The sequence below is a fragment of the Bradyrhizobium sp. PRIMUS42 genome, assembly GCF_023006515.1.
Classification (GTDB): Bacteria; Pseudomonadota; Alphaproteobacteria; order Rhizobiales; family Xanthobacteraceae; genus Bradyrhizobium.
On the sequence record NZ_JALBGZ010000005.1, the window covers coordinates 13,938 to 34,718 of the forward strand.

At 60.8% G+C, this 20,781-nt stretch carries 18 protein-coding genes; 4 read left to right on the forward strand and 14 right to left on the reverse strand.

The annotated features are described in order from the left end of the window. Positions 1-28 precede the first annotated feature (28 nt). Positions 29-700 carry a GntR family transcriptional regulator gene (locus tag MOV75_RS01575; RefSeq protein ID WP_247004612.1) on the forward strand — a complete coding sequence of 224 codons (672 nt, stop codon included), beginning with the start codon at positions 29-31 and terminating at the stop codon, positions 698-700. 45 nt (positions 701-745) lie between these two features. Here MOV75_RS01575 and MOV75_RS01580 read toward each other — a convergent pair whose 3' ends face one another. Together MOV75_RS01580 and MOV75_RS01585 are read right to left on the reverse strand one after the other, a co-directional pair. Then, positions 746-2,308: a fatty acid--CoA ligase gene (locus tag MOV75_RS01580; protein ID WP_247004614.1), complete on the reverse strand. Its 1,563-nt coding sequence runs from the start codon at positions 2,306-2,308 to the stop codon at positions 746-748. Positions 2,309-2,471: 163 nt separating this feature from the next. Continuing rightward, entirely contained in the window at positions 2,472-3,419 is a 948-nt protein-coding gene (locus MOV75_RS01585; protein WP_247004616.1) for a LysR family transcriptional regulator, read from the reverse strand. A 197-nt stretch (positions 3,420-3,616) separates the two neighbouring features. On the opposite strand from MOV75_RS01585, the gene MOV75_RS01590 reads away from it, so the two are divergent. Continuing rightward, a complete protein-coding gene (locus MOV75_RS01590; protein ID WP_247004618.1) occupies positions 3,617-4,075 on the forward strand; it encodes a MaoC family dehydratase in 459 nt (152 codons plus the stop codon). A 39-nt stretch (positions 4,076-4,114) separates the two neighbouring features. On the opposite strand, the gene MOV75_RS01595 is transcribed toward MOV75_RS01590, so the two are convergent. The 9 genes from MOV75_RS01595 to MOV75_RS01635 all read right to left on the reverse strand — a co-directional run bounded on the left by MOV75_RS01595 (position 4,115) and on the right by MOV75_RS01635 (position 14,926). Further along, positions 4,115-4,906, reverse strand: coding sequence for an SDR family oxidoreductase (locus MOV75_RS01595; RefSeq protein ID WP_246917474.1), 792 nt, complete (start codon positions 4,904-4,906; stop codon positions 4,115-4,117). Between the two features lie 52 nt (positions 4,907-4,958). Next, positions 4,959-5,750, reverse strand: a complete 792-nt coding sequence (locus tag MOV75_RS01600; RefSeq protein ID WP_246917471.1) for a crotonase/enoyl-CoA hydratase family protein — start codon at positions 5,748-5,750, stop codon at positions 4,959-4,961. A 180-nt stretch (positions 5,751-5,930) separates the two neighbouring features. Next, complete coding sequence (locus tag MOV75_RS01605; protein ID WP_246917468.1) at positions 5,931-7,031, reverse strand: NADH:flavin oxidoreductase; 1,101 nt, start codon at positions 7,029-7,031, stop codon at positions 5,931-5,933. A gap of 66 nt (positions 7,032-7,097) precedes the next feature. Then, positions 7,098-8,291, reverse strand: a complete 1,194-nt coding sequence (locus tag MOV75_RS01610; protein ID WP_246917465.1) for an ABC transporter substrate-binding protein — start codon at positions 8,289-8,291, stop codon at positions 7,098-7,100. 85 nt (positions 8,292-8,376) lie between these two features. Next, positions 8,377-9,972: a class I adenylate-forming enzyme family protein gene (locus MOV75_RS01615; RefSeq protein WP_246917462.1), complete on the reverse strand. Its 1,596-nt coding sequence runs from the start codon at positions 9,970-9,972 to the stop codon at positions 8,377-8,379. 232 nt (positions 9,973-10,204) lie between these two features. Next, the gene (locus tag MOV75_RS01620) at positions 10,205-10,984 is read right to left on the reverse strand and encodes an SDR family oxidoreductase (RefSeq protein ID WP_246917459.1); all 780 of its coding nucleotides are present in this window, start codon (positions 10,982-10,984) and stop codon (positions 10,205-10,207) included. Positions 10,985-11,252: 268 nt separating this feature from the next. Continuing rightward, a complete protein-coding gene (locus MOV75_RS01625) occupies positions 11,253-11,957 on the reverse strand; it encodes an SDR family NAD(P)-dependent oxidoreductase (protein ID WP_246917456.1) in 705 nt (234 codons plus the stop codon). A gap of 19 nt (positions 11,958-11,976) precedes the next feature. Continuing rightward, positions 11,977-14,295 carry a molybdopterin-dependent oxidoreductase gene (locus MOV75_RS01630; protein WP_246917453.1) on the reverse strand — a complete coding sequence of 773 codons (2,319 nt, stop codon included), beginning with the start codon at positions 14,293-14,295 and terminating at the stop codon, positions 11,977-11,979. A gap of 10 nt (positions 14,296-14,305) precedes the next feature. After that, the gene (locus tag MOV75_RS01635) at positions 14,306-14,926 is read right to left on the reverse strand and encodes a TetR/AcrR family transcriptional regulator (RefSeq protein WP_246917448.1); all 621 of its coding nucleotides are present in this window, start codon (positions 14,924-14,926) and stop codon (positions 14,306-14,308) included. Between the two features lie 168 nt (positions 14,927-15,094). Between MOV75_RS01635 and MOV75_RS01640 the strand changes: the two genes are divergently transcribed. Both MOV75_RS01640 and MOV75_RS01645 read left to right on the forward strand, forming a co-directional pair. Next, a complete protein-coding gene (locus MOV75_RS01640; RefSeq protein WP_246917445.1) occupies positions 15,095-16,291 on the forward strand; it encodes an acetyl-CoA C-acyltransferase in 1,197 nt (398 codons plus the stop codon). A gap of 97 nt (positions 16,292-16,388) precedes the next feature. Continuing rightward, positions 16,389-17,591, forward strand: a complete 1,203-nt coding sequence (locus tag MOV75_RS01645; RefSeq protein ID WP_246917441.1) for a multidrug effflux MFS transporter — start codon at positions 16,389-16,391, stop codon at positions 17,589-17,591. 35 nt (positions 17,592-17,626) lie between these two features. Here MOV75_RS01645 and MOV75_RS01650 read toward each other — a convergent pair whose 3' ends face one another. The 3 genes from MOV75_RS01650 to MOV75_RS01660 all read right to left on the reverse strand — a co-directional run bounded on the left by MOV75_RS01650 (position 17,627) and on the right by MOV75_RS01660 (position 20,716). Continuing rightward, entirely contained in the window at positions 17,627-18,280 is a 654-nt protein-coding gene (locus MOV75_RS01650; RefSeq protein WP_246917438.1) for a flavin reductase family protein, read from the reverse strand. 77 nt (positions 18,281-18,357) lie between these two features. Further along, positions 18,358-19,095 carry an SDR family oxidoreductase gene (locus tag MOV75_RS01655; protein WP_246917435.1) on the reverse strand — a complete coding sequence of 246 codons (738 nt, stop codon included), beginning with the start codon at positions 19,093-19,095 and terminating at the stop codon, positions 18,358-18,360. A gap of 19 nt (positions 19,096-19,114) precedes the next feature. After that, positions 19,115-20,716, reverse strand: coding sequence for a class I adenylate-forming enzyme family protein (locus MOV75_RS01660; RefSeq protein WP_246917432.1), 1,602 nt, complete (start codon positions 20,714-20,716; stop codon positions 19,115-19,117). Between the last annotated feature and the right edge of the window lie 65 nt (positions 20,717-20,781).

Here is a 20,781-nt window from a genome sequence, read left to right on the forward strand (position 1 = left end):
CTCCCGAATCCTTGTGAAAATGGGCGGGATGCCCCAGGACGCGACCAGCCTTACCGTTTCAGCCTATGTTCGACTTCGCTCGGACATCTTGGCCGGCCGCTTGCCGGCCGACGGAAAGCTGAAAATTCAAGATCTGGCTCAATATCTTGGGGTCAGCCCGAGCGTTGTACGGGAGGCTCTTTCGCGTCTCTCCGCCGAGGCACTGGTTATTGCGGAGCCCCAGCGGGGTTTCCGGGTGGCGCCCATCAATGCCGCCGACGTTTCCGACCTAACCGCCGTCAGAATCGACATCGAACTGAAATGCATGCACCGCGCGATGAAACTCGGCGGCCTCAAATGGGAGGCTGCGATTGTCGCAGCCGATCATGAGCTCTCGCATACGCCCCATGACATTCGCGACCTTGGCGACGACTGGATGATCGCGCACGCGAAGTTCCATGCTGCCCTGGTGGCGGCCTGCGACAGCCCCTGGCTGCTGCGAATCCGCGAACAACTCTTCGTCCAGGGCGAACGCTATCGCCGCATCAATGTGCGAATGTCGCGCGCGGATCGTGATCTGCGCGCCGAACATTCGGCACTGGCCCAAGCCATTCTTGGCCGGGATGTGAAACTCGCCACCGACCTGATGACGGAACATCTGCGCTTGACCGAGGTGTTGACGCTTCAGTCGCTCAAGTTGCAGGACGCAGTGGTCGCCTAGCAAAAACGTCTCCCGGTCCGATACATTCAATTCGGCCAGCCGCACTCAATTGACCATCCGCTCATATCCTTCCCAGTAGCGCTCTCGCAGCAGCCGCTTCAGGATTTTCCCGGATGGATTGCGGGGAAGCTCGCGCACGAATTCGATCGACTTCGGGATCTTGAACCCCGCCAGCCTTGCTCGCGCGAAATGCAGTATGCCCGTCGGGTCCGCAAAACGATCCGGCTTCAACACGATGAGGGCCTTGACCGCTTCACCCCACCGGTCGTCAGGCACGCCGATGACGGCGACGTCGGCGATATCCGCATGTCCATACAAGGCACTTTCGATCTCGGCGGGATAGACGTTCTCTCCGCCGGAAACGATCATATCTTTCAAACGATCATGAATGTACAAGTAGCCGTTTTCATCAAGGAATCCGGCATCGCCGGTATGCAGCCACCCGTCCCTGAGGGTCCTCGCGGTGTCGTCCGTCCGATTCCAATACCCCCGCATATTTTGTGATGATCGACACACGACCTCACCCACCTGTCTAGCAGGCAGCGATTTTCCCGAAGCGTCGATGATCTGCAACTCGACGCCTTCGATAGGGCGGCCACACGACCTCAAGAGTTCGCCATCGCCAACGGAGTGGTCCGCGTCTCCCAAAACGGTGATGACGCCAGCCGTCTCGGTTAGACCGTAGACCTGGAAGAACCCCGTATGCCTGAACACCCGGAGCGACTTCCTGAGGAGCTCGAGCGGGATCGGTGACGCCCCGTAAAGAATTTGCCTCAGCGAGGAGAGATCGCATGTCTCGACGTTACGTTCGGCCAGCATCGCCAATAACATTGCCGGAACGAGGAACGTGACCGTAACTCGATCGCGCTGTATCGTCTCAAGCGCCACCGATGGAACGAACTCGCGAAGCACGATCGTCTTGAGGCCGGCGACCAGACCGAACACGCTGGTACCCACCCCTGCGATGTGGAATAACGGCATTGCGAGCAACATGACGTCGTCGGACGACCACGCCTTCCAGTCGTCAAGCGCGTGTAGCGGGAAATTTGCGTGAGAAAGCTGCACGCCCTTCGGATAGCCGGTCGTGCCACTTGTGTAGAGTTGCAGGCAAACGTCATCGGGCTTGACTGGCAGTCTCGTCTCAGTCGGCGGGTGAGCATCGCGCCACTTCAGGTAACGAGAGTCCAGCACAATGATTTGGTAAACAGTGTCCAGCTGATCCTGGATTTCAGTGATGAGTTTCTCGAACGATTCCCCGACGAAGAGAATCTCGGTTTTGGCATCGTTGACAGCGAAAACGACCTCGGGAGGTGCCAGCCTTGCATTGACGGGAACCAGGACGGCGCGGGCCTTGGCTGCCCCGAGAAGCACTTGAAAAAAGATATCCGAATTCTTGTCGAGTATCGCAATTCGGCTGCCCGGTCGCACACCCCCAGCCACGAGGCCATTGGCGACCTGATTCGATAATTCGTCCAGGACCCGATAGCTCGTGTCGCGCCCCTCGAAGCTCACGGCGACGGCGTCGGGAGTGATCGCCGCGTAACGTCGCGGAATATCCGCGATCGTCTGGATCGGCGTTGACAGCAAGGCCCCTTCCGATTTGGACATCCATCCCTCCCGTTATGATTTTTGGGATGGAGGATGACCGGCACGGCGCCCGGCAAGTATCTAAATTCTGAACTACCGCTATTCAGCGCAGAATGGCCACGGCCTCCTCGCGCGTCTTACCGCGATATTTCCAGACGCGGCGAAGGCAGCATGTGAGACGGCCTCAGGCCTTGCGTTTGGTCACTCTCGCATTTCGAGGGCTGCTCGCGAGCCATTCCCTGGAAGCGGCGAATTCTGCTTCCAGGAATCGCCTGACTTCACGAGTCAATTTTCTCAGGTCGCTCTCGCGCCGGCGCAGCAGCCATACGTTCATCGTAACTGTCTCTTGCGGCAAGACCTGAACCAGTCCCTCGGCTTGCGCGAATGGTACAGCAAGAAGCGCAAGCCCGAGACCGCAACCGGCGGCGGCGAAATGGCTAGCAACCGGGTTGACCCGAACAACGCTGCGGATGCCCGCCGCTTCCGAGAAATACTCCAACAAATGTCTCTGATTGGGCCGAACGTTGCGGAAGGAGACAAAATCGGCTGTATGGCCGATGATGTCGTGATCCCTCAGCTCTGACAATGACCGAGGCGCGGGGCGTCCGGCAAGGTACTGCTCGGAGGCAAAAATCCCCATCGGTACGTCCGCGACCCGCTTTCCAATGAGATCGTTCTCGCCGGGATCTCCCATCCTGATGACGTAGTCCAGATCGCTCGTTGCCAAGCTCTGCTGGTTCACCGTGGAGATGATTTCCAGGTAGATCCGACTATCGCGCCGTCGCAGCTCCGCAACCCGCGGGAGAAGCCAGTGCTTGGTCATGCCTTCGGTCGCCGATATCCTGACCACTGACGATCGTTGCCCGACGCGTGAACGCAGATCGCGATGAAACGACTCGAATGCGAGCATCATATCGCCGGCCGAGCGTTGCAGGTCCTCGCCTTCCCGCGTCAGCTTCACCCCGGACGAGGCGCGAAAGAACAGGGGAGCGGCCACGTAGCGCTCCAGCTCCTTCAGACGCCTGCTCAATGTCGGTTGGCTCATTCCCAGTTCGTGTGCGGCACGATTGACGCTTCCAGTTCTCGCAACCACGGAAAACAAGCGAAACAAATCCCAGCTTGCCTCGGTCATGCTCTCGTCCTTTGCGCAAGCGCTTTTGGTTCCTAATCGCCGAGTGCGAACGACGTCGCAGGACCCGGAAACACAAGCGAAAAAGCCATCAAAGCCTGGCCGCTATTCAATATTGCGTTCCCCGTTCAACAAAATCGACATGGCCTTCCTCGCAGTTTGGGGAAATATGCGAAACAGCTGAACCAACGGACACGGCGATGGCAAAAATCAAGCTCGAGGCGATCAGGGATTTCGTAGGCCAGAATCTCGGAACATCCGACTGGATCACCATCGACCAGCCCATGATTGACCAGTTCGCGGCCTGTACTGGAGACAGGCAGTGGATTCATGTGGACACGGAGCGCGCCAGCAAGGAAAGTCCCGCAGGCGGCACCATTGCTCACGGTTTCCTGAGCCTGTCGTTGATCGCGCCCCTCGGCATGGACCTTGGGCTCGCTCCGGTCGACGCAGCTGCGGTCTTCAACTATGGCCTGGACAAGGTCAGGTTCCTGACACCAGTAAGATCGGGTAACCGCGTTCGCCTTCAGCTTTCCATGACCGGTGTCGAACCAAAGGACAACGGGCGTTTGTTGATCAAGGGCAACGCGGTACTTGAGATCGAGAATAGCCAAACGCCGGCTCTGGTTGCCGAGACGCTGACCCTGGTGGTCCCCTAGCCCTCCACCTGCCACCAGAAGGCGGCTATATAGCGACGGTCAGGAAGACGATAGCACCGAAGTCAGACCGCCATCCACGGCGAGAATCTGCCCGGTAATGTGCTTGCCGGCGTCGCTGGCGAAGAGAGCCGCGGCCCCTTTCAGATCGTCCTCGTCACCGATGCGGCGTAGCGGCGCACCGGCGGCGAGCTTCTCGACACCGACAGCTTCGATCGTGCCCTTCGTCATCCTCGATGGGAAAAATCCGGGCGCCAGAGCATTGGTCGTAATTCCGTAACGCCCCCAACTCCCCGCCAGCGCCCGCGTGAAATTGACCACCGCGCCCTTGCTCGTATTGTAGGCGACAGTCTGCATATCCCCGGAACTTCCGAACAGGCCCGCGATCGAAGCAAGGTTGATGATGCGGCCATATTTGTTGGGAATCATCGAGCCCTTCGCAATCTGTTGGCTGAGCAGGAACAGCGAGCGGATGTTCAAGTTCATCACCTTGTCCCACGCTTCGATCGGGTGATCTTCCGTCGGCGCGCCCCAAGTTGCGCCCGCGTTGTTCACCAGAATGTCCACCCGTCCGAGCTTCTTGATCGTTTCGTCGGCAAGGCGGTTGACGTCTTCGTCCCTGGAATTATCCGCTGCGATCCACTCCGCCTTGACGCCGAGCCCGGCAAGATGCGCCTGGGCCTTTTCCAGGTCTGGGGCCTTGCGAGAGGAGATCACGATCCGTGCTCCTAGCTCACCCAGCGCCTCGGCGATCTGCAAGCCAAGGCCACGGGAACCTCCCGTCACAAGGGCGTTTCTACCGGTGAGATCGAATGCCTTCTTGATGCTTCCCATGGTCAAATCCTCCGACTCGTGAGCGAAGTCGTACTGTACGGTCCGCCAGATTCTATTTCCCGAGGAACACTGCCGAGCGACGTTCCACGAAGGACTGGATGCCTTCTTTCATGTCTTCGCTGCTGAAGACGCGATCCTTGATCTTGGGAATGTAATCGATCGCGGCTCTCTCGCCGGCCTCGATGTATTTCAGCGCGGCCTCCTTCGTCACCTGAATGCCGATCGGCGCATTCTTGGCGATCAGATTCGCAATCTCCATCGCGCGCGCAATCTGCTGGCCGGGTGCAACGACTTCCTGAACGAAGCCGATCTTGTGAGCCCTGGCTGCGCCGAACTCGTCACATAGGAACAGGTGATACATCGCGTCTCCCCAGCCCGCCCGCGTCAAATACCGGAAATGGGCACCACCAAGAGGCGCGATCCCGCGCTTGGATTCCATCTGACAGAACCGGGCGTCGTTGGCGGCCACGACGATATCGCCAGCCAGCATCATTTCGATGCCAATCGTGAAGCAGATCCCCTGCACTGCAGTCACAATCGGCTTGCGGCACCGGCTCTTCAAGGCGAACGCATCGATGTTGCCGGGCTTTAGCTCGGTATTCTCGGCCTTGGGTCCGAAGAATTTCGGCATATCCAGCCCGGCCGTGAAATCCGGACCCTCGGCGCAGAGCACTCCGACCCAATAATCGTCGGTGCGATCGAGAAGCGTCATCGCATCCGACATCTGCGCCATCATCTGCGGGCTGAAGGAGTTCTTCTTCGCTACGTTGTCGATGATGATCTTGAACACATGCCCGTGCACCTCGGTGCGGATCTGGCCGACTTGGGTCTTGGTGTCGCTCATTGTTCGTCTCCGAAATTCTTCCAGGCGACTGCGCAATGACGCGCATGCCCCTCCCGTCGACCGGCATGCGCCGATCTTCTTTGGCAACCAGCTTGGACAGATCGCCGAAATACCGGCCACCAAATATTTGGATAACCTTTATTCAGTGGCGACGCACCCGGCCTCGCAACCCTTCATCGCTCAGCGCAGCGCAGCGAATGCAGTCCGTTCGAAGGACATCAATTCCTCCGTCCGGCCGTCGCGTATCTTCAGGAGCCATTGCGGATCCTGAAGCAGCGCCCGCCCCACCGCGACAAGATCGAACTCCTCGCGATCGAGGCGGCGGATCAGTTCGTCGAGGGACGCCGGACGGGAGCTCTCCCCGCCATATGCGGCGATGAACTCGCCGGTCAGGCCGACCGACCCGACCGAGATCGTCGGCACTCCCGTCACCTTTTTGGCCCATCCGGCGAAGTTCAAATCGGAGCCATCGAACTCCGGTTCCCAGAAGCGCCGTTGTGAGCAGTGCAGAATGTCGACCCCCGCGTCGACCAGAGGTTTGAGCCAGGCTTCCAACGCGCGAGGCGTATCGGCCAGCTTCACTTCGTAGTCCTGTTGCTTCCGCTGGCTGATGCGGAGCAATATCGGAAAGTCCGGTCCGACCGACTTGCGCACCGCGTGAACGATATCAGCGGCAAACCGGGCCCGGCCCGGCAGGTCCTTGCCTCCATAGGCATCCTCGCGGTGATTGGTGCCTTTCCAGAAGAATTGATCGATCAGATAGCCGTGCGCGCCATGCAATTCGACGGCGTCGAACCCCAGGCGCTTCGCGGCAAGCGCCGCATCGGCGAAAGCGCGGATGGCGTCTGCGATGTCCTCTTCGCTCATCGGCTCGCCGAATTTCTTCTCCGGCCGCGACAAACCAGACGGGCTGTCGTAGGCGCCCGGAGGAGACCAATCCTGGGCGCGGGTGCGAACGGCTCCGACGTGCCATAGCTGCGGTGCCATCATGCCACCCGCGGCATGCACCTCATCGACCACACGCCGCCACCCCGCCAGTTCCTTCTCTCCGTGAAAACGGGGAACATTCGGATCGTTCAGGGATGCCGGACGATCCACGCCCGTGCCCTCCGAGATAATGAGGCCGACCGCTCCTTCGGCACGCCGACGGTAATACCGCGCGACGTCTTCGGTTGGGATTCCGCCCGGAGAGAACGAGCGCGTCATCGGCGCCATCACGACCCGGTTCGGCAAGTTCAGCCCTTTCAGCTTGAAAGGCCGGAAGAGAACGTCGCTGGACATCCGTGCTCCATGGTTCAGTTGGTCGTTTTGCGGGCTTAGATCATCCGCATGTTCAGAAGGTACAATTCACCTTCCGTCAGCGCTGAGTACGTCGCCGAATTGCTCCCACGTGGTCCCGTTCCAGCGCTGAAGCTGGAGTTGCGTGTACGCCATGCTGCCTTCGGGGCCCGTGTTGACCACGACACCCGGTATGGAAGTGGGAAGAGACAGCCCGCGTATGCTCCGCGATTGCTTGACGATGTTCTCGCGCGAAAGATCGTTGCCGCACTGCTTCAGCACCTGCTCCAGGATCTGTCCCTGCTGGGTACCGAACAGATAATTGTTGTCGCCGATATCCGCGCCCGGCAGGTATTTGGCAAAAAAGTCCCGGTACCACTTAATGCCCGGATCGTCTGCCCATTTCTTGTCGTTCGGATCCTTCGTGATGGTCGCGGCGACGATGCCCACGGCCTTTTCCGGTCCCGCGGGGACGATGGTCGACGACACGGAGCTCGAAACGAAGTTGATCAGGAACAGAGGCTTCCAACCGATCTCATCGACTTTCTTGATGGCCTGCGCTGCGAATTTCGGTGTGCCGGCCACCAAAAAGGCCTCTGCCCCAGACGACTTCAGCGACACGACGTGGGAATCAATGGTTGGCTCGGTCACCTCATAGGAGGACACGACGACTTTCTTGTCGAAATCGTCCTTCAGGTAGGCCTTGAATGCATTGACGAAGTCCTTACCCAAATCGTCGTTCTGATAGAGTATGGCGATCTTCACGTCGGGCCGGGTCTGGGTGATGTATTTTGCGTAGATTCGTCCTTCGGTGTCGTAGCTTGGCAATCCCGTCGTGGTCATGGGGAATTCAGTGAACTTCGTGAACTTGCTGACGCCGCTCACGACAAACAGGTGCGGCACTTTCTTCGCGTTGACGTACTTGATGGTGGCGCTGATGCCGGGCGTACCCAACGGGCCAAACAGGAACGCCACCTCGTCGCTCTCGATGAGTTTCCTGGTCTGCTCCACCGTCTTGGGAGGGCTGTAACCATCGTCGTAGGTGATGAGGTTGATCTTCCGTCCGTTGATGCCGCCACGCTCGTTGATCGAATTGACGTAGGCGATCATGCCCTTTCCGGTATTGCTGAGCGGCGAAGCGGGGCCGCTAAAAGGGAACGTCGCCCCTATCTTCACCTCGGATTCGGTGACGCCCGGGGTCTGCGCATGCGCGCCGGCTATGGATGCCGCGAGCGCGGCTACAATCATGGCGCTTCTCAACATTGTCATCTCCCTACGGCGACAAGTCCGTCGCTCACCGTTCTTTCCTGAACCGGCATATTGCCGTTCAAATCACTCCTGACGCCCGTCAGCCAGCGGCTGCCGCACGGGACGCCTTCGGGGCGGCCTGTTCGTTCGCCATCTCCCGTAGCTTGTGTTTCAGTATCTTGCCGGTGGAGGCCGAGGGCAGAGCGTCAAGCACGATCAATTCGGTCGGACGCTTGTAGGACGTGAGCAATTGGGCCGTGTACGCCTTGAGGTCTTCCGCGCCGATGCTCGCGCCGGGGAGAAGCTGAACGAACGCGACGACCTCCTCGTTGCCCTCGACCTTTCGTCCGACGACGGCCGACTGAACGACCTGGTCGTGAGCGTTCAGGACCGCCTCCACCTCGGCGGGATAAACGTTGAAGCCGGAGCGGATGATAAGCTCCTTGGTGCGACCAGCGATGTAGAGATGCCCCTTGCCGTTCACCCGCGCGAGATCCCCCGTGTTGAACCATCCCTGCTCATCGATCGCCGCCGCCGTCAGGTCGGGCGCACGATAGTAGCCGAGCATGATGTTCGGACCTCGAACGTGCAATTCGCCCACCTCTCCGATCGCCACCTTTTTTCCTCGCTCGTCCACGATCCGGTGCTCAATGCCAGGAAGAAACGGGCCGACCGACTCGTCCGGGACAGGCTGTTCCGAACGGACCCCCGTGAGCCCCGGTGAGCATTCCGTTATGCCGTAATTGTTCAGCAGCGGGATTCCAAACTCGTCCTCGATCCGCTTCTTGAGGTCGAGGTCGAGCGGAGCGCCGGCGACGGCCATGATCCGCAGGCTGCCCCGTTCGAGCTGTTGGATGCCCTTGACCGCCTTGTGTTCGAGCAGACGCTGATATGTGGCAGGGACGCCAAACAGGCTCGTAATCCCTTCCTCGGCGATGGCGTGAGCCAGCGCAGCGGGATCGGCCTTGGCCACGACATGCAACGTGCCGCCGTGCATCAGCGTCGAGATCAGCAAGATCGCATACCCGACGATGTGCGACATCGGCAGCACGCCGTAAATGCGGTCGCCTGGACCGCTTCGGCGAAGGATTCCCGACGTCCTTGCGGTGAAGAGGAGGTTGCGGTGACTCAGCATGACGCCCTTCGGTGCACCGGTCGTGCCTGAGGTGTATAAAAGGCCTGCGACCTGGTGGGCGCCATCCTTCTCGACGGGCTCCGCTTCGGCATCCGCATTGAGAGGACCGATGCCGATTCCGTCGAACGGCCCCACGGCGCCGATTTTCGCACCGATGCGGCTGGCATGGTCGGCCGCTTCCTTCGACAGCGCCGAGTTGAACAGTACGCGTCTGGCACCGCTGTGCGTCCCGATCAGGTCGATCTCTCGGGGCGAAAGGCGGGGATTGACCGGAATACCCCAGGCACCGAGCTTGCTGGCTGCGAAGAGCATCACGCCGAGGGCCACGCTGTTCTCACTGGCAATCATCACGCGATCACCGGGCCTGATGGCCAATCCGGCGAGATTCTTTGCCGCAGCGTCGACCGCATCCGAGAACTGCCGGTAGCTCCAGGCACGCCCGCCTTCCACGAGGGCCGGATGATCCGGAATATCCCGCACGAACGGTGCGTAGACCTCGTGAACTCTGGACGGCAAGCCGTCCAGCAGTTCGGCTGCGGTGAGCTCGTCCACGCTCCTCATGCCATCCTCCCTCGCGCCTTGTTTTCGGCAGCGTGCGCGGCCCCCTTCAACCGGGAGGTCCGCACCCTTCATTCCTATCGGCCGGCTGAGTAAACCGTTCTAAAATAGAACTGTCAAGACGAGCGAACGTCAATTAACCAGCACAATACGGATTCCTTGGGTGCATAAACTGAATTCTAATTTAGAATTGGTCATCTTTGCGCAATTGTTCGGAGGGATCAGCTGAGCGCAATTACCATTTCTCGACCCACGGCCGCAGCACGACTTGAAAAGCCCAGGTCGACCGGTGCTGGCGGTGCAGCTGCAGATAGGTTTCCGCGATATGGACAGGGTCGGCCATGTTGTCGTCCACGGTCGTTCCCGCCAGCCGGTGCGCGCGGGTCCCGTCCTCCTGAGTCCAACCGATCGCGGCATCGATCGGCACATTCGCCACGTGGATTCCCTGCGGCATCAATTCTCTCGCCAGGCTTTGCGCGAGTCCGGACTTGGCATGGCACGCCATCGCAAATGCACCACTTGATGGAAAGCCCTTGAGCGCCGCGCTGGCGTTCGTAAAGATGATCGTTCCTCTCGTACCATTGACGTCGGGTTCGTTTCCGAGCATGAGCCGAGCTGCCTGTTGACCCACCAGAAACGCGCTGAATGCCGAGTTTCGGATTGTTTCGAGCGCCATCATCGGGTCGGCTTCGAGAATGCCCTTTCGGAAAATGCCGGGAACGCGGCCATCGATGTTATGCACGACAAGCCTCGGCGTTCCGATCTCTCGAGCGACATTCGCGAACAGTTGTGCCACGGCAGCCGGTTCGCTTGCATCGCAGGCGTACCGACGCACGCCGTGCATCTTTTCGAGAGTCTCAAGGACGGCTTTTTCCGGATTCCTGGCTGCGACGGCGACACGCATCCCGTTTTCCGCGAACAGCCTGGCGCAACTCGAACTGATGCCCGGGCCACCACCCACTATAAGCGCAACCTCCTGTGTAGAAGTCTGGGTGCCGGGGCTGGACTGAATCATGTTGCTTCCTCCGATGCATTTGATGGCCGTCAGGATCTTCTCTCCGATCGTACACGCGAGAAATGGGGCCGCGCCTGCGCGACCCCATGGTCGTCAGCGGGCTGCCCCAGCGATGACGGGGTAGTCGGTGACGCGATCCCGGATCGCGCACAGCAGTTCGTCCGTCCCCGTATCAACCGAGATGGATCCATCAGTCACGTTTCTGACCTTTCAAGTCCCGCGGAGAGCTCTCCAAAGTGACCCAGCGCGCCGTGTCCGTGTTCGAACATCACCAAATTTCGTTGAATGGCCGCAGTTCCGTGAGAAACGACCAGGCCGAGCGGTCCTGACCGTAGAGATGCAATAATTCGTCGGCGATCGCCGCCGGCTTGATGAAGAATTCATCCGGTTTGTCGCTCATCCGCGCGCGCATCCGGGGCGTATCGATAACGGCGTCGATGAGAACGTAGGAGACGTGCACACCGAGAGGTCCCAAGTCACGTGCGATCGACTCGGCCAGAATGCGCTGCGCCGCCTTTGTCGGAGCGAAGCCGGCGAAATTGGCCTTGCCTCGGATCGAAGACGTGTTTCCGGTCACCAGGATTGCGCCCTTGCCCCGATCGATCATGTCAGGCGCCAGTTCGCGTGACAGGTACAACAGGCCCATCACGTTGACCTCGAAGTTGCCCTTCAGCATCTTCGGATCGATCTCGCGAAAATTCCCCCAGCCCCCACCGACCGCGTTGTGGATGAGAACGTCAGCCGCGCCAAAGCGGCGCTTCACGTCACTGACCACAGTCCGCACCTGGCCTTCGTCCGAGACGTCGCAGGTCACCGCGTGCACGTCCGGAAGCTCTTGCGCAAGTCGATTGATGAGGTCCGCTGAGCGGGCAAGCGCGATGATACGAAACCCGCCAGCAGAGAAGCGCTTGACGATGGCGGCTCCCGTGCCCGGCCCTACTCCCGTCACGATCGCGATTGGTTTCTCGGTCATTAGACCTCCCCTCGAGCTCTTATCCGGCCGCTCTTTTATGAATTCGTTCGGACTGCGACTGATAGGCGGCAGCCTCGTGCCCTGACACCAGGGTCAAACGCACCGGAACGTTCTTGTGGTACGGCGTGCCCGCAATGGGATCGCGGTTGCCGCTCTCGGTGAGCAGATTGATGCGTGGCCCGTTGATCAGGCGCTCTCCATCGGGCGTGGGGTATGCCTGACCGTACCCGTGCGGCAGCGCCAGCTGGCCATTCCGCATGGAGTTATCGACCTGGCAGCGAACGACGAGACGCCCGACCGCCGACTCCACGGCGATCCAGTCGCCATCCTTCGCACCCAGCTCACGCAGATCGCTCGAATTGATCAACAAGGCGCCGTCCGGGTCCTCGCGACGCCACGCGGGATCGCGAAAGATCTGGTTGGCGTTGAACATGCGGCGACCACCCGCCGCCAGCATGAACGGGAACTCGCTTGGCGCGCCCACGGCTTGCGGATCGAGACGCGCCAACCATTCCAGCATCTGCGGGACGACCAGCCGAACCTTGCGATCCGAATGGCTGATCAGTGACCAGACCTCGTCATAGTCGTGCCGGGTAACCGCTGCACCCTGCCGGGCGGCCACGATGGTGTCGAAGAGGAGATCTCCGAGCTGCTGGTCCGCCACCTCGTCGGAGGCGCCGATCGCCCGCCGCACCGCTTGCGGCGATCGCTTCGCGCAAGCCAGCGCGGCGCTCCACATCGGTGCCGCGGCCGCGGTACCGTCGGGAAGCGTCTTTCCCAGCGTATGGTAGAGCACCAGGGCGGGCACTGCCGCAGGGTTTTCCGCGATGAAAGCACGAAAGGCCGCGGCGAATTCAGCTCGCGAGCGCCCTGCTATTTCCCGCAACGGCGCGAGCACATTGTCACCCGGCAGAAGCCCCATGGCGACGGCAAGCCGCGTGTAGATTTCTGGCTCCGGCAAGGTGCCAGCAAGGGGCGGCAAGACACCGGCACGAACGTGAAAATAGTTTGTCGGGAACTCGTAGTTAAAGAGAGTAAATTCGGTCTTCTCGTATTGTGTGGACGCCGGGAGAACGTAATGCGCGAGCCGTGCGGTTTCGGTCATCGCAACATCGACGACAACGCATAGTTCGAGCGATTGCAGCGCGCGTTCCACCGCCGCCGTGTTGGCCGCCGTGTTGGCAGGATTGGAGCTATCGATCCAGGCGCAACGTAAGCGGTCCGGATGGTCCTTGAGCACCGCTTCGGGGAAGATGTTGGGCGGCAACAAGCCGCCAATAATTGCGTCGCCGGTCGGCGCGAATGTCTGGTTCGGCGAATTTCCCCATAGCGGTTGAAGCCAGCTATGCAACTGGTTGGTGCCTTCCCGGCCGAAATTGCCGGAAAGCATGATCAGGAGCTTCTCGAGATAGGAGTTGAGAGTCGAGTTGACGCCTTGCTGGATGCCGAGTTCAACCCGAACCACCATGGCCTTCGCGGCCGCAATCATGGCGGCGCAGCGCTCCAGCTCCGCGATGGAGATGTCGGCGGCGGCCGCCCATTCCTGAACCGGGATGTTCAGTAGCACCTGCCTCACTTCCGCGAAGCCGATCGTGTGCTCCTCAATGAACTTGTGGTCAAGCCGGTCGGAACGGACGAGCGTGGCCAGCAGCGCGCCAAGAAGAAACGTATCGCCGCCGGGACGAACCGCAAGATGCAGATCGGCCATTTTGGCGGTTTCGGTTCGCCTGGGGTCGATGACGATCAGCTTGCGTGCGGGATCCTTGCTGATCTGATTGAGATGGTCGCGCGCATTGGGGAAGCCGTGCGCGATCCAGGGATTGGCGCCGATGACAACCAAGAGATCGCAATGATGCACATCCTCTGTCGTGTGGCAGGTTTGGCTGCCGAACATGTGGCCATTGACCCAGAAGTCGCCGGTTTTTTCCTGCGAAAGGGCGTTGAAGACGCTGCGCGAACCGAGCGCGCGCAACAAGCCACTGGCATAGGCGCCGCCGGCATGGTTGCCCTGCCCGCCGCCGCCGTAAAGGGCAATGCTCTTGCCACCGTGCCTGTCGACGATGTCCCGCATCCGCTGCGCGATTTCTGCGATCGCCACGTCCCATTCGATCTCGTCAAAGCCGCCGTCGGACCGCCGACGCAGCGGGGTCGTGAGCCGATCCCTGTGGTGCGCATAATAGGGAATGCGGGTCGCCTTGTTGCACAGATAGCCTTGCGACTTCGGATTTGAACGGTCGCCCCGCACTTTCTCAAGGCGCCCGTCGTTCACCAAGACTTCGATACCGCAATTTACGTAACACAGGTTGCAGGCCGTCTTGAGCCACTTACCGGCCGTCATGGTGACCTCCCTATTTGTCGCAGCGTATCGCCTTCTTTGTTCTGCGCCGGGGCTTCTGTCTCCGGCGGCCTGCAGTCATACGTCCGGCATCGAGAATGCTATCGGAAAGTTTCCCGGCACCGACAGCACGCGACAGCACGATCGATCCAACCATGGCTGCAATGGCGCCCGTCGCGATTTGGCGAGCCTGTTCGGGCGCCTCATCGGGAAGCAGCTCGACAAAGACGTCGATCATATTTTCCAGTTTGGAAGCCAAGGCCCGCCGCTCGCCGGGGCTCGATCGAGCGACATCAGCAGCCAGGGCTGGAAGCGCGCAACCGTGTCTTGGATTGTCGCGATGCCGGGGGCTGAGATAGTCGGCGATCAACGCCTCGAAGCGATCCTCGTCGCCCTTTCCGTTCGCCAGTCTTTTCCACCGCTCGACCATTTGGTCCATTGCAAAAGCGATTGCCTCGCCGACAAGCGCGGCACGCGAATCGAAATGGTTATAGAACCCGCCATGCGTCAGACCCGCGAGCTTCATCAACTCGATAACACTGAGCCCCTCGGCGCCGTTTTGACGCAAGCCGTAGGAAGCATTTTCAACGATCCGTTCGTGGGTTTGCCGCCTGTGGTCTTCGACGTAACGCATCGCCTCTCCGTGAAAGCTCATGGGTAGCCAGCTGTACAAGCCGTTCCCATCCCCTCCCTGCAATTCTGGAACCGCGCTTTTGCAGACCACGGCAACATTTCATTGCAATGCCGGCTATCTTATATGACTATCGTCATATAACAACAGCGATCAACAGGAGAATTCGCCATGGCTGCCGCTTCCGATCCCGTCGTCATCCTTTCCGCCGCCCGTACGCCGCTCGGCCGCTTCATGGGCGAGCTCTCGCCGCTCAGCGCACACAAGCTCGGCTCCCATGTGATCGGAGCTGCTCTGGAGCGGGCCAAGCTGGCGCCCGAGCGGATCGACGAGGTGTTCATGGGCAACGTGCTGCCGGCCGGACAAGGCCAGGCGCCGGCGCGCCAGGCCGCTCGTGGCGCCAAATTGCCGGATGCCACCGGCGCCACCACCATCAACAAGGTCTGCGGCTCCGGCATGAAGGCCACCATGCTTGCTCACGACATCATCAATGCCGGTTCCGCCGAGATCGTTCTGTCCGGCGGCATGGAGAGCATGAGCAATGCGCCCTATTTGCTGGCCAAGGCGCGTGGCGGCTATCGCGCTGGCCACGACCGCATCATCGACCACATGTTGATGGACGGGCTGGAAGATGCATATGAGACCGGACGCTCGATGGGCGACTTTGGCGAGGCCACGGCGGAGGCCTATCAATTCACCCGCAAGGACCAGGACGACTATGCGATCGAGACCTTGACCCGCGCCCGCAAGGCGGTTGAAGGCGGCGCGTTCAAGGCTGAGATCGTTCCGATCACGTTGACCGAGAAGGCCGGGCCGAGGATCATCTCCAATGACGAGCATCCCCTCAAGGTCGATCCCGCCAAGATCCCAGGACTGAAAGCCGCGTTCCGTGCCAACGGCACCATCACGCCCGCCGCCTCCTCCGCCAATGCTGACGGCGCTGCGGCGCTCATCTTGGCGAAGCGCTCGCTGGCCGATCGCGACGGCCTTCCCGTGCTGGCCGAGATCAAGGGCCATGCCACCCACAGCCAGGAGCCACAATGGTTCACCACGGCCCCGATCCCGGCTATTCGCAAGCTGCTGGACAAGGTGGGCTGGAGCGTTGGCGACGTCGATCTGTTCGAGATCAATGAGGCCTTTGCCGTCGTAGCGATGGCGGCGCAGAAGGATCTCGGCATCCCCAGAGAGAAGCTGAACGTCAACGGCGGCGCCTGCGCGCTGGGTCATCCCATCGGCGCCACCGGCGCGCGGCTGATCGTGACGCTGCTGCACGCGCTCGAAGCGCAGAACCTCAAGCGCGGCGTCGCGTCGCTCTGCATCGGCGGCGGCGAAGCCACGGCCATAGCGATCGAGCGAGTCGTCCGCTGACACCACGGCTGCCCGGACAAGAAGCGGCTCGGCGAGTGGCGTGAACGCGTCACTCGCCGCTTTGCAACCAATCTCTTTTTATCAGTGCAAAGTCTAGATGGCTGACCAGATCAAGAACAGGCCGAGGGACGTTCCCACCTCCAGCGCCCTGCCGATCGCGGTCCTTTCCGTCCTGGCCGCAATGGGCACGCTCGCGACCAACATTCTGCTGCCGTCTCTGCCGCAGATTGCGATCTCACTGAATGTCACGAGTGCGGCGGTCACGTCCGCCATCACGGTCTTTCTGGCAGAGTTCGGGTTGGGCCAGCTCCTGGTCGGACCGCTCTCGGATCGCTACGGAAGACGTTGGCCGGTCCTGATCGGATTTGGCGTGTTCTTCGCCGGCAGCGTTTGGTGCGGTCTGGCAACCGATCTGCCCAATCTCCTGATCGGCCGCGTCGTGCAGGCAGCAGGGGCTTGCGCGACCTCCGTGCTGTCTCGCGCCATCGCCCGCGACATGTTCAGCGGCGCGGCACTGGCACGCGCAATGGCGCTCATCATGATCGTGATGTCCGCCGCCCCCGGGTTCTCGCCGCTGCTGGGTGGCGCACTCGACCACAGCTTCGGCTGGCGCGCCGAATTCGCGCTGGTCGCTGCCTTTGCCGCAGGCGGCGCCGTCGCCTACAGCATTGTTCTCGGCGAAACCCACCATTCGATCCGTACGCCGTTCAATCCGATTGTCATCGGCAGGACCTATGCCGGCCTGATTGGCGACCATCGCTTCGCTATTCCCGCGGCCACCTCGAGCCTCATCATAGGCGGTTTGTTCTCGATGTTTTCGGCTGCACCGCGCCTATTCATCGAAGCGCTGCACTTCACGCCGATTCAGCTCGGCCTCTTCTTCGCCGGCACCGTCTTTATCGTATTCGCGGCTGGCCTGCTGGCGACGAGATTGGCGCCACGCTACGGGCTCGATGGCCCGATCCGGGCAGCATTGTTGGCGACAGCGGCCAGCAGCCTGGCGGTTCTGCTCATCTCGATGCTCAACCCGACTTTCTTGCCGTTTCTGGGCGCGATGAGCGTCTATCTCCTCGGCATGGGGATTGTCAGTCCACTGGCCACCGCACGCGCTCTCTCTCCATTCGGCAACAAGGCCGGCGCGGCCTCGGCGCTGCTGGGCTTCTCGCAGATGATGACCGCCGCAATCGGCGTGTGGCTTGCTGCCACGGTATCGCAAGAAGCGATGCTGGCCCTGGGCGTCGTGTTGAGCGCGTTTTCGATGCTGGCCCTTGGCCTGTACGCGTGGGGGCCCGGGACTTGATCAGCTTGTGACTCCACACGCTCCCCGGCACGGCATCAGGTGCCGTGGAATTCCGGCTTGCTGCTGCCGGGCGGGCGCTTCATCTCGAACATGTTTTCGGTCCTGACCTCGAGGTAATCTCCACCCCGGCCCGCACGCAGTATCGGACGCGCAAGTGCCGTGTTGTAGACGCCGTCCTCGATCAAGGATTTGTCGATGTAGACCGCGACAACCTCGCCAAGCACGAACCAACCTTCGACCTTTTCGCCGCGTGCGTTGGCCAGTTGAGAGACCTCGACGACCTTGCATTCCATGGCGGCCCTGCTCTCGCCCACCCGCGGCACACCAACGTGGCGCCCGGGTATCGGCGTCAGTCCGGCTGCTTCGAACTCGCTCACGCCGTGATCGAGCGGTGTCGCTGTCACGTTCATGCGCTCACCAAGATCCATGGTGACCAGATTCCAGACGAACTCGCGGGTCTCGCTGACGTTCTTGACCGTGTCCTTCCACGAAATCGAGGAGAACCCGATGATCGGAGGATCGTAGAGGAACGCGTTGAAGAAGCTGTACGGCGCGAGATTAAGTTGACCAGCCGCATTCCGCGACGAAATCCAGCCAATCGGACGCGGCGCGACAATCGCGTTGAACGGATTATGCCGGAGCCCGTGCCCCTTCGAAGGCTCGTAATAGTGGAAGTCGGACGGATCCATAAGGTCCCTTTCCCGAGGTCGACGAAAATCGGCCATCGCTCGCTAAACGCGCTCCATCACACCGCAAGCGGCTCCCGCTACCACTTCTCGCCGAACGGACGAATCTCCAGCTCGAAAGTCCAGGCGCTTTTGGGCTGCTGATAAAGCAGCCAGTAGGACTCCGCGACCGACGATGGCGGCATCAAGAGATCGGGGTCATCCAGCGCATTCGGACCGAGCGCCTCGATTCGCCGCTGGCGGACCCATTCGGTATCAACGCCGGAATCGATGATGAGGTGGGCCACGTGGATGTTCTTTGGACCCAGTTCGCGCGCGGTCGCCTGGGCAACGGCGCGCAGGCCGAACTTGGCGCTGGCGAAGGCTGCGTATCCGCTTCCGCCGCGAAGGCTCGCGGTAGCACCGGTGAAGAAGATATTGCCCTTGCCGCGGGGCAGCATCAGGCGGGCTGCCTCACGGCCGGCGAGAAAGCCGGAATAGCAGGCCATCTCCCAGACCTTGCGGAATACGCGTTCGGTCGTATCCAGGATCGGAAAATTGACGTTGGCACCGATGTTGAAGATACAAACCTCGAGCGGCGCGTGCTTGTCCGCGTCGCCAAGAAATGAGACGATCTCCTCTTCCTTGCGCGCATCGAGGGAGCGCGCATGGATTTCGCCGCCCGCCGCCTCGATTTCCTTGACCAGCGGCTCGAGCTTGGCGCCATTGCGGCGCCCGGCGAACACGGTGAAGCCCTCTGAAGCGAACTTCTTGGCGATCTCGCCGCCGATATAGTCTCCGGCGCCGATCACAGCCACGGTTGCGTTTCTTTTTTTCAAGGATGTCCTCCCGGTAAAGTTAGATATGTTGCCGGCGGAGTTCGGGCTGCACCGAAGGGACTGCGCCACCTTCGCGCAAGGACTCCGCCAGCTTGTGCTTGAGTATCTTGCCGGTCGAGGTCGCCGGCAAGGCATCAAGTATGACGATTTCGGACGGCCGTTTGTAGGAAGTCAGCTGAGATCGGGCGAAACTCTTCAGAGTCTCGGGCGTCGTGCGAGATCTCGGCAGCAATTGCACAAAGGCGACGATCTCCTCATTGCCGTCCGCGGCACGACCGACCACAGCGGATTGCACGACGTCCTTGTGTGAATTGAGGACCGCTTCGACCTCCGCGGGATAGACGTTGAACCCGGAACGGATGATCATTTCCTTGGAGCGGCCCACGATGTACAGGCAATCGCCGTCGAAACGCGCGAGGTCGCCGGTATTGAACCAGCGCTCGCTGTCAATCACCTTCGCGGTAAGCTCGGGGGCACGATAGTACCCCAGCATCACATTGCGCCCGCGAACATGCAGCTCGCCGACTTCACCTGCTGCCGTCGGAAACCCTTCCAGGGTTCGCACCCGTGCCTCCACACCCGGAAGCAGCGTCCCAACCGCCTGATCCGAGCGCGGCCTATCGAAACGTACGCCTGATATTCCCGGCGAGCATTCGGTGATCCCGTAGCCGTTGAGCAACGGAAGCCCGAACTCCTTTTCCACACGCGACTTCAGATTCAAATCCAGCGGCGCGCCGGCAACGGCAATCAAGCGCAACGAACCTCGGGCGAGCTGCTCCACGCCTGATACGCTCTTGTACTCCAGCAGGCGCTGATAGGTGGCAGGCACGCCATTGAGGATGGTGACGCCCTCCTGCGCGATCGCCTTTACGGTCGTTGCAGGATCGTACTTGCTGACCATCCGCACCGTGCCACCGACCATCAGCGTCATGATCAGGAGGGAGATGCCGACGATATGCGAGATCGGCAACACAAGATAGATTTTGTCCTTCTCGTTCATTCTGCGGAAGTACGCGGTAGTCTTTGCGCTGATCAGAAGGTTGTCATGCGAGAGCATCACGCCCTTGGGAGTCCCCGTCGTCCCTGACGTGTAGATCAAAACCGCGACTTGCCTTGCTGGATCGGTCTCCACGGGCTGGACTGTCGCACTTTCGTTGAGCGGGCCGACACCAATTTCCGGCAGCGGGCCAATTCGCCGGTTCTCGGCGCCGTAGCGTGAGGCGTGAGCAGCGGCCTCCTTCGAAATACCCGACGTGAACAACATCCGCCTGGCGCCGCTGTGATCGCGGATCTGGTCCAGTTCGCGCGCCGACAAGCGCGGGTTGGCGACAATTGCCCAGGCGTCGAGCCGGCTCGCCGCCAGCAGCAAAGCAGCAAGCGCAATACAGTTTTCGCTGACAATGATCATCCGGTCGCCGGCCCTGATCCCCAGCGATGAGAGCACGGTGGCGGTCTCGCCAACGCGCTGCTCCAGATCTCGATAGCTCCAGGAAGCCCCGTCCTCGACCAGCGCAATCCGGTCGGGCGCTCTGGCAACCGGTCCTGCCGTTATCTCATGGATTCGGCTCGGCAAGCCGACAGCAATCTCGTCGCCACTGATCGTCTCTGAAAGCTCCAGCACGACTGACCTCCCGATCGACCATGCCGACGCTGCAATGCGGCACACTTGGCGTCGATTTATAGTTC

Bases quoted from the DNA above. Each gene is read 5' to 3' on its own strand.
- MOV75_RS01575 (WP_247004612.1), top strand. From the start codon at position 29: ATGCCCCAGGACGCGACCAGCCTTACCGTTTCAGCCTATGTTCGACTT.
- MOV75_RS01580 (WP_247004614.1), bottom strand. From the start codon at position 2,308: ATGTCCAAATCGGAAGGGGCCTTGCTGTCAACGCCGATCCAGACGATC.
- MOV75_RS01585 (WP_247004616.1), bottom strand. From the start codon at position 3,419: ATGACCGAGGCAAGCTGGGATTTGTTTCGCTTGTTTTCCGTGGTTGCG.
- MOV75_RS01590 (WP_247004618.1), top strand. From the start codon at position 3,617: ATGGCAAAAATCAAGCTCGAGGCGATCAGGGATTTCGTAGGCCAGAAT.
- MOV75_RS01595 (WP_246917474.1), bottom strand. From the start codon at position 4,906: ATGGGAAGCATCAAGAAGGCATTCGATCTCACCGGTAGAAACGCCCTT.
- MOV75_RS01600 (WP_246917471.1), bottom strand. From the start codon at position 5,750: ATGAGCGACACCAAGACCCAAGTCGGCCAGATCCGCACCGAGGTGCAC.
- MOV75_RS01605 (WP_246917468.1), bottom strand. From the start codon at position 7,031: ATGTCCAGCGACGTTCTCTTCCGGCCTTTCAAGCTGAAAGGGCTGAAC.
- MOV75_RS01610 (WP_246917465.1), bottom strand. From the start codon at position 8,291: ATGTTGAGAAGCGCCATGATTGTAGCCGCGCTCGCGGCATCCATAGCC.
- MOV75_RS01615 (WP_246917462.1), bottom strand. From the start codon at position 9,972: ATGAGGAGCGTGGACGAGCTCACCGCAGCCGAACTGCTGGACGGCTTG.
- MOV75_RS01620 (WP_246917459.1), bottom strand. From the start codon at position 10,984: ATGATTCAGTCCAGCCCCGGCACCCAGACTTCTACACAGGAGGTTGCG.
- MOV75_RS01625 (WP_246917456.1), bottom strand. From the start codon at position 11,957: ATGACCGAGAAACCAATCGCGATCGTGACGGGAGTAGGGCCGGGCACG.
- MOV75_RS01630 (WP_246917453.1), bottom strand. From the start codon at position 14,295: ATGACGGCCGGTAAGTGGCTCAAGACGGCCTGCAACCTGTGTTACGTA.
- MOV75_RS01635 (WP_246917448.1), bottom strand. From the start codon at position 14,926: ATGCGTTACGTCGAAGACCACAGGCGGCAAACCCACGAACGGATCGTT.
- MOV75_RS01640 (WP_246917445.1), top strand. From the start codon at position 15,095: ATGGCTGCCGCTTCCGATCCCGTCGTCATCCTTTCCGCCGCCCGTACG.
- MOV75_RS01645 (WP_246917441.1), top strand. From the start codon at position 16,389: ATGGCTGACCAGATCAAGAACAGGCCGAGGGACGTTCCCACCTCCAGC.
- MOV75_RS01650 (WP_246917438.1), bottom strand. From the start codon at position 18,280: ATGGATCCGTCCGACTTCCACTATTACGAGCCTTCGAAGGGGCACGGG.